Consider the following 13,210-nt stretch of genomic DNA (forward strand, 5'->3'; position numbering starts at 1 on the left):
CCAGACTGAATGGATTCATCCGGGCCGGGTTCCGGCCTGCGGCATCGGTTCCAGACTACAGGGGAAGGTGTATGGCGTATGTCACGTTTGTGGCCGATCCTTTGCGAGGCAAGGGCTGGCGGGTTGCCGGTCCTGTTCAGGGTGGAAGTATGCCCGGGGAAGTATGTATAATTTGTGCATACTCTGGAGGGCCTACCGATGGAAGCCACTGTTGCAGAACGCGGACAGATCACCCTGCCCAAGGCGGTGCGTGATGCCCTCGGCCTGACCAAGGGCACGCTGCTGAAGGTCGAGCTGGACGGCAGCCGCATCATCCTGCGCAAGAGTGTTGACGATGCCATTTCACGGGCGCGCGGCAAGTTCGCGCTGGACGGCTTCGAATCGTCCGACGCGGCGGTACGCGCGGTGCGTGACGAGGAATAAGCCGTGATGATCGCCGTCGATTCACCGGTGCTGGTCGAGCTGCTCAGCAATGGTCCGCAGGCCGATGCAGTCGAAGCCATCCTCAGGCAGAGCCTGGTCGGTGGCCGCGTGGTGGTCTGCGGCGCGACCCTGGCCGAGGTCTGCGCATCGCTGCGCGGCGGCGCCGAGGTGCTCGAAGCGCTGGAAGAAATGGGCGTGCACTTCAACCCGATGGAAGCCAAGTCGGCGTTGCGCGCCGGCGAGATGCACCGCCGCCACCGCCAGCGCAGCGGCAGCCGCCGCAGCCTGGACGAATTCATGGTCGGCGCCCACGCACTGTTGCAGTGCGACGGCCTGATCACCTGGAACGACACGTTTTACCGCGACTACTTCAAGGGCCTGAAGCTGATCGTGCCGCAAGCCTGAGCCCACTTTTTTTCAACCTACGCATTACCCGGGAGTTGTCATGTTGGAAGCCTACCGCCACCACGTCGCCGAGCGCGCTGCGCTTGGCATCCCGCCGCTGCCGCTGAGCGCGCAGCAGACGGCCGATGTCATCGAACTGCTGAAGAACCCGCCGCAGGGCGAGGCCGAGTTCCTGCTCGACCTGCTGACCCACCGCGTGCCGGCCGGCGTCGATGACGCGGCCAAGGTCAAGGCCTCGTACCTGGCGGCGATCGCCCTGGGCAGCGAGCAGAACCCGCTGATCAGCCGCGAGCGCGCCACCGAACTGCTGGGCACCATGCTTGGCGGCTACAACGTCGCACCGCTGGTGCAGCTGCTGGACGACGCCAGCGTCGGCACCATCGCCGCCAACGGTCTGAAGAAGACCCTGCTGGTGTTCGATGCCTTCCATGACGTGCAGGAAAAGGCCAAGGCGGGCAACGCCAACGCCCAGTCCGTGCTGCAGAGCTGGGCCGATGCCGAGTGGTTCACCAGCAACCCGGAAGTGCCGCAGAGCCTGACCGTCACCGTGTTCAAGGTGCCGGGCGAGACCAACACCGACGACCTGTCGCCGGCGCCGGACGCGACCACCCGCCCGGACATCCCGATGCACGCCCTGGCGATGCTGAAGAACAAGCGCGACGATGCGCCGTTCACCCCGGAAGAAGACGGCAAGCGCGGCCCGATCCAGCAGATCCTGTCGCTGAAGGACAAGGGCCACCTGGTGGCCTACGTCGGCGACGTGGTCGGCACCGGTTCCTCGCGCAAGTCGGCGACCAACAGCGTACTGTGGTGGACCGGCGATGACATTCCGTTCATCCCGAACAAGCGCGCTGGCGGCGTCTGCCTGGGTTCGAAGATCGCCCCGATCTTCTACAACACCATGGAAGATGCCGGTGCGCTGCCGATCGAGCTGGATGTGTCGAAGATGGAGCACGGCGATGTGGTCGAGCTGCGTCCGTACGAAGGCAAGGCGCTGAAGAACGGTGAAGTGATCGCCGAGTTCCAGGTCAAGTCCGAAGTGCTGTTCGACGAAGTGCGCGCCGGTGGCCGCATTCCGCTGATCATCGGCCGTGGCCTGACCGGCAAGGCGCGCGAAGCGCTGGGCCTGGCCCCGACCGATCTGTTCCGCCTGCCGGTGCAGCCGGTCGATACCGGCAAGGGCTTCTCGCTGGCGCAGAAGATGGTCGGCCGCGCCTGTGGCCTGCCGGAAGGCCAGGGCATGCGCCCGGGCACCTACTGCGAACCGAAGATGACCTCGGTCGGCTCGCAGGACACCACCGGCCCGATGACCCGTGACGAGCTGAAGGACCTGGCCTGCCTGGGCTTCTCGGCCGACCTGGTGATGCAGTCGTTCTGCCACACCGCCGCTTACCCGAAGCCGGTGGACGTGAAGACCCACCACACCCTGCCGGAGTTCATCTCCACCCGTGGCGGCGTTTCGCTGCGCCCGGGCGACGGCGTGATCCACAGCTGGCTCAACCGCATGCTGCTGCCGGACACCGTCGGCACCGGCGGTGACTCGCACACCCGTTTCCCGGTGGGCATTTCGTTCCCGGCCGGTTCGGGCCTGGTCGCCTTCGCTGCTGCCACCGGCGTCATGCCGCTGGACATGCCGGAGTCGGTGCTGGTGCGCTTCAAGGGCAAGATGCAGCCGGGCGTGACCCTGCGTGACCTGGTCAACGCGATCCCGCTGTACGCGATCAAGTCGGGCCTGCTGACCGTGGCCAAGGCTGGCAAGAAGAACATCTTCTCCGGCCGCATCCTGGAAATCGAAGGCCTGCCGGAGCTGAAGGTCGAACAGGCGTTCGAACTGTCCGACGCCTCGGCCGAGCGTTCGGCCGCCGGTTGCTCGGTGCGCCTGAACAAGGAACCGATCATCGAGTACCTGACCAGCAACATCACCCTGCTGAAGTGGATGATTGCCGAGGGTTACCAGGATCCGCGTTCGCTGCAGCGCCGTATCGAGAAGATGGAAGCCTGGCTGGCCAACCCGGAGCTGCTGGAGCCGGATGCCGACGCCGAGTACGCCGCCGTCATCGAGATCGACCTGGCCGACATCCACGAGCCGATCGTGGCCTGCCCGAACGATCCGGACGACGTGAAGACCCTGTCCGAAGTGGCCGGCGCCAAGATCGACGAAGTGTTCATCGGTTCGTGCATGACCAACATCGGTCACTTCCGTGCGGCGGCCAAGCTGCTGGAAGGCAAGCGTGACCTGCCGACCCGCCTGTGGGTGGCCCCGCCGACCAAGATGGACGCCTCGGAGCTGACCAAGGAAGGCGTGTACGGCACCTTCGGCGCCACCGGCGCCCGCATGGAAATGCCGGGCTGCTCGCTGTGCATGGGCAACCAGGCGCAGATCCGCGAAGGCTCCACCGCGATGTCGACCTCGACCCGCAACTTCCCGAACCGCCTGGGCCGCAACACCAACGTGTACCTGGGTTCGGCCGAACTGGCCGCGATCTGCTCGCGTCTGGGCCGCATCCCGACCAAGGAAGAGTACATGGCCGATGTGGGCGTGATCGCTGCCAGCGGCGCGGAGATCTACCGCTACATGAACTTCGACCAGATCGAGGAATACCAGGACGTGGCCAAGACGGTCGCTGCCTGATGCGGTAACGCCGGCCACTGGCCGGCATCCCGTTCAAACGAAGAGCCCCCGGTGAAAGCCGGGGGTTTTTTTTTGCGCCGCGCTAGACTTGCCGCTTCGTTCGTTGGAGTACACGGATGTCGCAGGATCGATTGAGAGGGAGCCGCCCCCGCTGCTGGCGCTGCGTTGGCAGTGCGGTGGTACTGGCCACGCTGATGATGGCCCACGGCGCCATGGCGCAGCAGGAGACGCAGCAATCGGTTGTCGAGAACGTTCGCCGTGCACACGTGCCTGCGTCGATCGTGTTGGAGACCAAGCACAATAACCCGCCGCGCTATCCGTCGCAGGCCTTTCGCGAGGAGAAACAGGGCGAAACGATGCTGATGGTGAAGGTGGCTGCCGATGGACAGTGGCTCGACGCGATCGTTCTGGAGAGCAGCGGCTGGCCGGAGCTGGACGAGGCCGCGCAGGCGGCGACTCGCAAGTGGCAATATCTGCCGGCGAGCGAAGACGGCGTGCCGGTGCCCGGAGAGATCCGCGTGCCGGTGTCGTTCAAATTGTGGTGATGCTGCGGGCTTCGGCGCAGGCCTGAGCGGGGTGATGGCTGGGCCAAGCGTTCGCGGTGGCCTAGCCCATGCGCATCGCGGTGAGAGACTGCTCCTGGGCGTAGTCTTGCTGGGCAACCTGCTGTGCCTGCGACATCTGTTCGACCTTGGCGAACGACTGCTCCACGGGCGTACTGATTGCCTCGCTGATCGCTACCGACGCCCGCAGATGTGCCGGATTGTCGAGCGCTCCCTGCACAACGAACATGCGAGGGCCGGAGCCGTCGCTGGGTGGATTGCCCAGGACCACGTGATCGACGCGTTCCAGGCCACTGCTCTTGGCCGCCGCAAGCAGGCTGGCCGCCATCCGCTCACTGGTTTCATCGAAGCTGCGCCCGTGCCTGGCATCCACAGCGGATACACCGTCGCGAATCTGCCGGTAGAGAGGTTGGTCTGGGTGGCCTTCCTTCCTGGGGTCCGGGCCTGCCTTGTCCAGGGTGGATTCGATGCTCTGCTGCAATGGGTTCCTGGGAGAGAAGCCGGGATTGCCGAGGGAGGGCGAGCCCTGGTCGGTTGCATTCTGGATCAGTTGCTCCCCAGGCTTGAGCGCAGTGTGGGCCCGCTGCTCCGTTTCAGCTTCGTTGCGGGCGTACGCACCGGCTTCCTCGGTACCGCGCAGGTAATTAGCCCCGTCGCGCAACAGACCAGGTCCGCCGCCGACAAGCACGGTCGCCGCCGCGCGCAGTTGATGAACATCGTTGCGGTAGTCGGCAATCCGGCGCAGGTCTTCAGGATCCGTGATCCGGGCCTGGGGATTGTCCAGTACAGACTGCACGGGACCCTTGTCGGTCATGCGATCAAGGAAATGAACCAATCGATGGGAGTCACCCAATTGGACCGCGACGGCGGCGGACATGACATGGCCGCTTTTCATCCCGAGCGTTCCGAGCGAGGCGATGCGCTGGCCATGCTCGGCGTTGCGTAGAACCTCCAGTTCCCTGGGCAGCGCATACATCTCGACCTTGCCGTAATGAGGGCCGCCCGCGCTGACCAGGTCGCCTGCCATCACATGGTTGGTGAAGGGCGCCGCATTGGCCGGCTGGCCCTCAGGGAGGCGATACGCCAGCCCCGCGGCACCGTAAGGATTGAAGGCGTCGCCGGGGAGGTTGTAGTGATGGGCGGTGATCTGTGCGAGGGCACCGCCGAGGGAGTGGCCGGTAACATATACAGACCCGGATCCCCTTTCATCAGCTAATTTGATGGCTTGCTTTGTGAGCGAGAGGGCGTCGCCGATTTGCGCGTTGACTCTGGCGGTGACCATTGCGGCGTCGATGCCGCCATCAAGCATGGGCTGACGATCAAATTCGGTGCCGCGGTGGGCGACGATGACTTCCTTTGTATTGATGTTGAGGTAGGCAATGCCCTGATATCCGCTCCCGGAGTCACGACAGGCTAGGACCTCGTACTTTGTTCCGCCGATGGTGATGTCGGAATTGGCGGGCGGAAGCGGGTCATTATAGACACTGTCCGAGAGCGTCGCGCTTTCTCTAGGATTCATTGCGATGCTCCTTCAATCCGTGTGGAGACTTCGATTGGAAAGTATTCCTTGCGCTTTTCTGGCGGCATCTTCTCGTACCAACTTGAAGGCTCCGTTGGAGTCCGCTCCGGCGATTGTCCTGTGGTCAAGGGCGGCAATGCCCGCTTTATGTAGGCAGTGAAGGTTCTCCCGCCCTCAATCTCGGTGAATAGTGCTGCGACGGACGCGCGGATTGGGCGATCATCAGTGATGAAGGAAAACGAAGCTTCTACGAGGGCAGGTGTCCAAGTGCACGGACCCCGACCGTAATAGTCGGCAACTTCCATGCCGTCGTTGAATACAACACTGCTGAATTCAGTAGCACTGAGGCGCTGTGCCTGAAGCTCAACCTTGTGCTGATTCGGCTCGTACTGAACCCCCTCCCAATTGTTGACCGGAGGGAGACAGAGTGGGTCTATCTCGTACGTGACGAAGACCGAAGGAATGGGGACATCCACGGGTGCATCGTGGACCCGAACCACAATCGGCAGCGCATCCTTGGGCGCAGGATTCTCGCGATAGACCGGGAACGAGCGTTCCTTGTTGCAGCCCGGAACGGCCAGTGTGATCAAGGCGATCAACGCAACATGAGCAAGGCTGGGGACGGGTTTCAGCATGAGCGGTCCATGTCGCTGATCAAGGTTTTGCGGGGTGCGGCGACACCATGAAGGGCATCTCGGGGCAGATGCGACGGATTGCGCATTTCATGCTGGGGGCACGCCGGCACTTCATCCTTATGTGCCGGTGCCTCGGGGCGTTGCGACGTATCGTTCATCGGCGTTCCATTGCTCTGCGACGTCTGACTATACGACCCGGTGCAGCTGTGCTCCAAGGCCGAAGTACAGCGCCGGTGGCGTCCACTGGGACGCCGCCCGGCATTCAGCCGCTTGCTAGCAGGCGACGTGCAGCGACTGCCGCAACCATGCATCCAGCTGCACGCTGGTGAAGGCGGGATTCTCCAGGGTCGAGATATGCCCCGCGCCGGGTATCGATTGCAGGCGGCAACCGATCACCCTGGCCATCTGCTGCGCTTCGGTCAGCGGGCGTGGCAGGTCCTGTTCGCCGCTCAGGATCAGCGTTGTTTCCCGGTCCAGATCCTTCAATGCGCCCAGCCGGTCCGGGCGACCGAAGATCAGGCGACCCAGCGGAACCACCGCGTTCAGCAGGCGCTCGCGAGGCCAGGACAGCAGCCGTTGCAGGAACAGCAACCGGATCGGATCGTCGGTGGCGATGCCCGGGCGGAAGAACAGCGGCACGATCTGGTCGGCCATGGCTTCGGGGATGCAGCCCAGCTGTTCGATCATGTCGAGCATGCCGAAGTAGCGTTGCCGGGAGGCCTCCGGTTCCGCACCGAGGTAGGTGTCCATCAGGATCAGCGAGCGGACCTGCTCGGGGCGCTGCAGCGTCAGTTCCGCCGCCCACATGCCGCCGACCGACAAGCCAGCCACCGCGTACTGCCGGATGCCCAACGCATCCAGCAAACGGCCGACTTCGCGTGCGAGGCACGCCGGTGAGGTGAAGGCGGCTGACAGCGGCAGATCGTTGTCGTGGCCGGGCAGCTCCGGAAGGATCAGGCGGTAGCGCCGCGACAACAGCTCGACCTGCGGCGCCCACATGTCGCGGCCCCAGAGATAGCTGCCGCCAAGGACGATGGGAAAGCCGGTGCCGATATCGTGATGGGTGAGTAGGGGCAAGGGGAGGCTCCATGGAAGGGAGCCTCACGCTGCGTGGGGTAGGGGAAGCACGTCCAATGTGGAGGATCGACGAGGGGCCATCCCTGGGTGCAAATGAGGTGATTGCGACGCCGATGTGCGCAAGTCGCACTGTTGAAGCGCCGCTGTCCGACGTTGCTGGAAGCACAAACGGGTTGAATGCGACGTCTGGCCGGTCTGTCTTGCCGATGCGGAGCCGAGCATGGGCTATGCCGGGCGTCCTTGCCCGGCCCCCTGCGGGCCGTCGCAAGCGACGTTGGCAACGGCTCCTGCCGTTGCCTTCGGCTCTACAGTCGTCCCATCAGCCGCGCGCCAGCGCCAGCAACCGCTCGGCAATCCGTTCCAGCGGCACCTGTTCCTCGGCGGCGCCGAGCTTGAACGCTGCACCCGGCATGCCCCAGACCACGCTGGTGGCCTCGTCCTGCACCAGTGTCGGCGCGCCGGCCTGGCGCATCTCCAGCAGGCCACGTGCGCCGTCATCGCCCATGCCGGTGAGGATGGCGCCGATGGCGTTGCCGCCGGCGTTCTGCGCGACCGAGCGGAACAGCACGTCCACTGCGGGCTTGTGCCGGTTCACTGCCGGGCCGTCGTCGACGCGGCAACGCCAGCGCGCACCGTCACGGATGATCCGCAGGTGCTTGCCGCCTGGCGGCAGGTAGGCATGGCCGGGCAGCACCGCTTCGCCGTCGCTGGCCTCGCGCACGGCCATCGCCGAGTGCCGGTCCAGGCGTTCGGCGAAGGCGCTGCTGAAGCTGGCCGGCAGGTGCTGGGTCATCACCACGGCGGGCGCGTCGGCAGGCATGCCTTCCAGCACCACGCGCAGCGCTTCGGTACCGCCGGCCGATGAGCCGATTGCGATCAGCCGGTCGGTGGTACGGAACTGCGGCGCAGCGGGACGCATCGCAGGCGCGGCGTCCAGCAGGAGCTTCGGCGCGGCAGCGCGCACCAGCGGGCGGACCCGCGAGCGCGCCGCCATCTTGACCTTGGCGATGATCTCGTCGGCGTAGGCCTGCAAGCCGCGCGCCACGTCCAGCTTCGGCTTGGAGACGAAATCCACCGCACCCAAGGCCAGCGCCTGCAGCGTGGTGTCGGCGCCGCGCTCGGTCAACGAGGAGATCATCACCACCGGCAGCGGGTGCAGGCGCATCAGGTTTTCCAGGAACGCCAGCCCGTCCATGCGCGGCATTTCCACATCCAGCGTGATCACGTCCGGGGCCAGGCGCTTGATCTTCTCGCGCGCCAGCAGCGGGTCGGCGGCGGTGCCGACCACGTCGATGGACGGATCGCTGGACAGGATTTCGGTGAGCATCTGGCGCACGACGGCGGAGTCGTCGACGATCAGGACCCGGCAGGGGGCGTTGCCGGTCAGGGTCATTCGAACAGCTCCACGCCGCCGGTGACCGGGGCCTTGGACAGGCGCGCACGCACCGCCGATTCGGTCGCGGCCACTTCGGCCTCATGGGCATGCGGCAGGCGCTGCACCACCACGCGGCCGGTATCGGCGAAGAACCAGATCTTGCGCGGATGGATGCCGCACAGGTCCTCGGCAATGATCGGGATGTGTTCGGCCTGCAGGTACTGGCGCACGAACTCGGCGTTGCGGGTGCCGACCGGGTTGCTGGTGAAACCCTTCAGCACGTTGGCACCGCCGAACACCTTGGCTTCGATGCGCTTGCGGTGGGCGCCACGCTTGAGCATGTCGTTGATCAGCAGTTCCATCGCATAGCTGCCGTAGCGTGCGGGCGCACCGTCGCCAGCATTGCCTTCAGGCAGCAGGAAGTGGTTCATGCCACCGATCTTCAGCACCGGGTCGCGCAGGCAGGCGGCCACGCAGGAACCCAGGGTGGTGGTCAGCGCGGTGGTGTCATCGACCACCAGGTATTGGGTCGGCAACAGCTTGGCGGCGATGGTCTTGAAGCGTGCGTCCTGATAGCGCATCACATCGTCGGTACGCAGCGAGGCGTTCATGCGCCGGCCTTTGCCGCACGGCGGTACAGGGTGCGGCCGCAGGGCTGGATCAGGTCGGCGGCGTGCAGATAGTTTTCCGAGTGACCGGTGTAGAGCAGGCCATCGTCGGACAGGTGCTGCACCAGGCGGCCGAGGATGGCGCGCTGGGTCGGCTTGTCGAAGTAGATCATCACGTTGCGGCAGAACAGCGCGTCGAACGGGCCGCCGACGTCGTAGCGCGGGGCGAGCAGGTTCAGCGGGCGGAACTCGATCAACTCGCGCAACGCCGGCAACACGCGACACTGGCCCTCGTTGGGGCCGCTGCCGCGCTGGAAGTAGCGGCGGCGCAGGTCCGGATCCAGGCTGGTGACGCGATCGATGTTGTAGACACCGCGGCCGGCGGTGGCCAGCACCTGGGTATCGACGTCGGTGGCAATGATGCGTACCGGCGGCTTCAGGGTGCCGAAGGCCTCGCAGGCGGTGATCGCCATCGAGTAGGGCTCTTCGCCGGTGGACGCCGCGCACGACCACAGCAGCAACGGCGTGCGGCTGGAGCGCTGCTGCAGCTCCTCGCGCAGCTTGTCGAAGTGGTGCGGTTCGCGGAAGAACGAGGTCAGGTTGGTGGTCAGCGCGTTGGTGAACGCCTGCCACTCGTCACCGTCCTCCTGCTCCAGGTGGTCCAGGTACTGCTGGAAGCTGCGCATGCCCAGCGTACGCAGGCGGCGCGACAGGCGGCCATAGACCATGTCGCGCTTTGCCGGCGCAAGGGCGATGCCCACGCGCTGGTAGATCAGGTCGCAGACGCGGCGGAAATCACGGTCGGCGAACTCGAATTCGCGCGGGCCGGTGACGATGGGAGTGGGACTTTGCACGGGGGACATGTCCATCGGCAGAGGCGGCGGCCGAAGCCGCCGCGGGTGGGTCTCAGAATTCCTGCCAGTCGCTGTCGCTGTCGCTGGCGGCGAAGGTGCTGGCGTTGCTGCTACGGCGTGCCGGTATCGGTGCCGGTGCGGGCGTGCGGCTCGGCTGGGGGCGTGCCACGGCGGCGACGCGCACCGGCTCGACATGCGCGGCCACGGCCTGCATCGCGGCCGAGACCTGGTTGTCGAGGCGGAAGATCGCCACGGCGTCGGCCAGCTCGCCGGCCTGGTCTTCCATCGCGCGTGCGGCGGCGGTGGCTTCTTCCACCAGCGCGGCATTCTGCTGGGTGGTTTCGTCCATCTGCACCACGGTCTGGTTGACCTGCTCGATGCCAGCCGACTGTTCCTGCGAGGCAGCGGAAATCTCGGCCATGATGTCGGTCACGCGCTGCACCGAGGCGACGATCTCGCCCATGGTGCTGCCGGCCTGGTGGACCAGGCTGGAACCTTCGGCGACCTTGCCGACCGAGTCGTCGATCAGGCCCTTGATCTCCTTGGCGGCGGCGGCCGAGCGCTGGGCGAGAGTACGCACCTCGCTGGCGACCACGGCGAAACCGCGGCCCTGTTCACCGGCACGCGCGGCTTCCACCGCGGCGTTCAGCGCCAGAATGTTGGTCTGGAAGGCGATGCCGTCGATGACGCTGATGATCTCGGCGATCTTCTTTGACGAGGCTTCGATGGCCGACATGGTGGTGACCACCTGGCCGACCACATCGCCGCCCTGCGATGCGACGCCGTGTGCGCCGATGGCGAGCTGGTTGGCCTGGCGGGCGTGCTCGGCGTTCTGGCGCACGGTGGAGGTCAATTCCTCCATCGAGGCAGCGGTTTCTTCCAGATTCGCGGCCTGCTGCTCGGTGCGGCGCGACAGGTCGCTGTTGCCGGAGGCGATCTCGCCGGCGGCCAGGGTGATGCTGGAAGCACTGGCCTGGATCTGGCCGACGATCTGGGTCAGCTGCGAGACCGTGGTGTTGGCATCGTCACGCATGCGTGCGAACACGCCCTGGTAGTCGCCGTGCATGCGCGCGGTCAGGTCGCCTTCGGCGATGGCCGACAGCAGCTGCGAGAGCTTGCCGAGGTTGTCATCGCTGACCGCCATCATCGCGTTGAGGTTTTCCAGCATCAGGCGGAAATCGTGATCGAAACGCTGGGCGTCGCCACGGCGGCTGAAGTCGCCCGCAGCGGCGGCGCTGGCCAGCTGCTTGATCTCGGCGTTGATGCGGCCGAGGTTGGCCTTGACCGTGTCGACGGTGGTGGTCATCGCCGCCTTTTCGCCGGGATAGCGCGCGATGTCGCGGCTGAGATCACCGACCGCGTACTGCTGTACCACGTCCAGCACATCGTGCAGGGTCTGTACGTGGCCGCCGACCAGCGCGTTGGTTTCCTGCACCATCAGCCCGTACTCGCCGGGGAAGGCGCTGGCGTCGATGCGGTAGCTGAGTTCGCCACCGTCGTGGCGGCGGGCCATTTCGCGCTGGCCCGTGATGACCGCATGCAGCTGCTGCTGCATGCCGGCCATGGCGTGCAGCAGGCGACCGGTCTCGTCGTGCGGCTGCGCGCCGATGTGGCTGTCGAGCTTGCCGGCGGCGATGCCTTCGGCGACGGCCGTGGCCTGCTTCAACGGCACGGCGATGCGGTTGCCGATGACCCAGCTCAGGGCCAGCACGATCAGTACCAGCACACCACCGGAGAGGGCCATGATGGCGGTGAACACGAGGGCCTGTTTCTGCACATCGTCCATGTAGACGCCACTGCTGATCACCCAGTTCCAGGGGGCGAACAGGCCGGCGTAGGCGACCTTCTCGACGTCGCCCTTGCTGCCGGGCTTGGCCCAGCGGTAATTGACGAAGCCACCGCCGGCCTTCGCCGCTTCGACCTGGTCGTAGTAGATGCGCACACCGTCGTCGGTGCGGAAGTCCTTCATGTCCTTGCCGACCAGGTCCTTGCGGAACGGGTGCATCAGCAGCTGGTAGCCGGTGTCGTAGACGTTGAAGTAGTAGGTATCGTTCTCGGCACGCATCACTTCCAGCGCCTGCAGCGCGGCGCTCTTGGCAGCCTCTTCGCTGAGTTCGCCGGTACCGGCCAGGCGGTGGTAGTGCTGCAGGATGCCGTAGCTCAGTTCGACCTGGGTCTTCAGCGCGGTCTTGCGGGTCTCGGTGAGATCCAGGTACTGCATGCGGGCGGCGATCACCGAGAGCGCGATCACGCCGAGCGCGATGAGCAGCGTCAGCAGGTTGAGCTTGCGCCGGACGGAAAGATTGCTGAAGTAGTGTTGCCAGCGATGCAGGAGATTCATCGAGCAGGACCAGGTCGAAGCGGGCGGGCGGCGCCGAGCCGGTCAGCGGCGGGATACGCCGTGACAACCCCGTTATCGGCCGCGCGGGCGGGGGATTGAGGAGCGGTGTCCGAACGTATTCAGGTTTCCTTGCAGCGGCGGCTGCGGCGCTGCCTGCGGCAGGCTTTTGAAGCAACAGCAGCGGCAACGGCAGGTCATGGCGATGGGTTGCTACGGATTGGCCGGGTCGGGGTGGGCAGGCAGGACACGCCGTGAACCCATCCATGGGGGCTCGATGGCGCCATCCATGGCGCCAACGGTCCTGCCTACCCACCCCGACCCGGCCCGCCAAGGCTTCACTTCGGCGGACGGCAAGAGCGTTGGGTTTCCAAGTGGAAAGAGGGGTCAGATCCGTTTTCCTGCGGAAAACGGATCTGACCCCGGAAGCGACCAGGCTTTTGCTTTTCGCTCTTTTCTTTTCAATCCGGGGTGGACGTGCACGGAAACTGTCCGTGGCCGGGAGGGTGGGTTGCGCAGGGGTGTAAGCGCCATGGGCCCGAGGCATGCCTCGGGCGGGTTGGCAGGACGCCCAACCCCGGTCTTGCCGTGTGCGCAGGACAGCGCACACGAGCAAGGCGCGCCCGAGCCTACAAGGACGTATTCACGGCGGCCCCTGCGCAATCCACCCTCCCGGCCAACCCTCAGCAGCCCAGCTTTTCAAGCGACCCACCCCGAGGGGCTTCGCCGTTGGCTGGACATCCGGATACCCCGTAAACGAACACGCCCCGGCGCAGGGCCA

General features: G+C 65.6%; 11 protein-coding genes. 4 read left to right on the top strand and 7 right to left on the bottom strand.

The annotated features are described in order from the left end of the window. The first annotated feature begins 198 nt into the window (after positions 1 to 198). From EGM71_RS09635 to EGM71_RS09650, 4 genes are all read left to right on the top strand, one after another. Positions 199 to 423: an AbrB/MazE/SpoVT family DNA-binding domain-containing protein gene (locus EGM71_RS09635; protein ID WP_005409505.1), complete on the top strand. Its 225-nt coding sequence runs from the start codon at positions 199 to 201 to the stop codon at positions 421 to 423. A gap of 6 nt (positions 424 to 429) precedes the next feature. Beyond that, positions 430 to 828, top strand: a complete 399-nt coding sequence (locus EGM71_RS09640) for a type II toxin-antitoxin system VapC family toxin (protein ID WP_008267153.1) — start codon at positions 430 to 432, stop codon at positions 826 to 828. 40 nt (positions 829 to 868) lie between these two features. Beyond that, positions 869 to 3,460 (top strand): bifunctional aconitate hydratase 2/2-methylisocitrate dehydratase, encoded by a 2,592-nt coding sequence (gene acnB / locus EGM71_RS09645; protein ID WP_136639721.1) that lies wholly within the window; start codon positions 869 to 871, stop codon positions 3,458 to 3,460. Positions 3,461 to 3,576: 116 nt separating this feature from the next. Further along, positions 3,577 to 4,005 carry an energy transducer TonB gene (locus EGM71_RS09650; protein ID WP_188489473.1) on the top strand — a complete coding sequence of 143 codons (429 nt, stop codon included), beginning with the start codon at positions 3,577 to 3,579 and terminating at the stop codon, positions 4,003 to 4,005. A 61-nt stretch (positions 4,006 to 4,066) separates the two neighbouring features. On the opposite strand, the gene EGM71_RS09655 is transcribed toward EGM71_RS09650, so the two are convergent. The 7 genes from EGM71_RS09655 to EGM71_RS09685 form a co-directional block, all read right to left on the bottom strand. Next, positions 4,067 to 5,542 carry an XVIPCD domain-containing protein gene (locus EGM71_RS09655; RefSeq protein WP_188489475.1) on the bottom strand — a complete coding sequence of 492 codons (1,476 nt, stop codon included), beginning with the start codon at positions 5,540 to 5,542 and terminating at the stop codon, positions 4,067 to 4,069. Beyond that, positions 5,539 to 6,177 carry a hypothetical protein gene (locus EGM71_RS09660; protein WP_188489477.1) on the bottom strand — a complete coding sequence of 213 codons (639 nt, stop codon included), beginning with the start codon at positions 6,175 to 6,177 and terminating at the stop codon, positions 5,539 to 5,541. The genes EGM71_RS09655 and EGM71_RS09660 overlap by 4 nt, the downstream gene beginning before the upstream one ends. A 273-nt stretch (positions 6,178 to 6,450) precedes the next feature. Next, positions 6,451 to 7,254 carry an alpha/beta fold hydrolase gene (locus EGM71_RS09665; protein ID WP_188489479.1) on the bottom strand — a complete coding sequence of 268 codons (804 nt, stop codon included), beginning with the start codon at positions 7,252 to 7,254 and terminating at the stop codon, positions 6,451 to 6,453. Positions 7,255 to 7,573: 319 nt separating this feature from the next. After that, a complete protein-coding gene (locus tag EGM71_RS09670; RefSeq protein ID WP_101765397.1) occupies positions 7,574 to 8,647 on the bottom strand; it encodes a protein-glutamate methylesterase/protein-glutamine glutaminase in 1,074 nt (357 codons plus the stop codon). Continuing rightward, positions 8,644 to 9,240, bottom strand: coding sequence for a chemoreceptor glutamine deamidase CheD (cheD, locus tag EGM71_RS09675; RefSeq protein WP_008264676.1), 597 nt, complete (start codon positions 9,238 to 9,240; stop codon positions 8,644 to 8,646). The genes EGM71_RS09670 and cheD overlap by 4 nt, the downstream gene beginning before the upstream one ends. Continuing rightward, positions 9,237 to 10,106 (bottom strand): CheR family methyltransferase, encoded by an 870-nt coding sequence (locus EGM71_RS09680; RefSeq protein WP_188489481.1) that lies wholly within the window; start codon positions 10,104 to 10,106, stop codon positions 9,237 to 9,239. The genes cheD and EGM71_RS09680 overlap by 4 nt, the downstream gene beginning before the upstream one ends. A gap of 37 nt (positions 10,107 to 10,143) precedes the next feature. After that, positions 10,144 to 12,432: a methyl-accepting chemotaxis protein gene (locus EGM71_RS09685; RefSeq protein WP_188489483.1), complete on the bottom strand. Its 2,289-nt coding sequence runs from the start codon at positions 12,430 to 12,432 to the stop codon at positions 10,144 to 10,146. Positions 12,433 to 13,210 lie beyond the last annotated feature (778 nt).

Origin of the sequence: Stenotrophomonas maltophilia, from assembly GCF_006970445.1 — a bacterium.
Classification (GTDB): domain Bacteria; phylum Pseudomonadota; class Gammaproteobacteria; order Xanthomonadales; family Xanthomonadaceae; genus Stenotrophomonas; species Stenotrophomonas maltophilia_AU.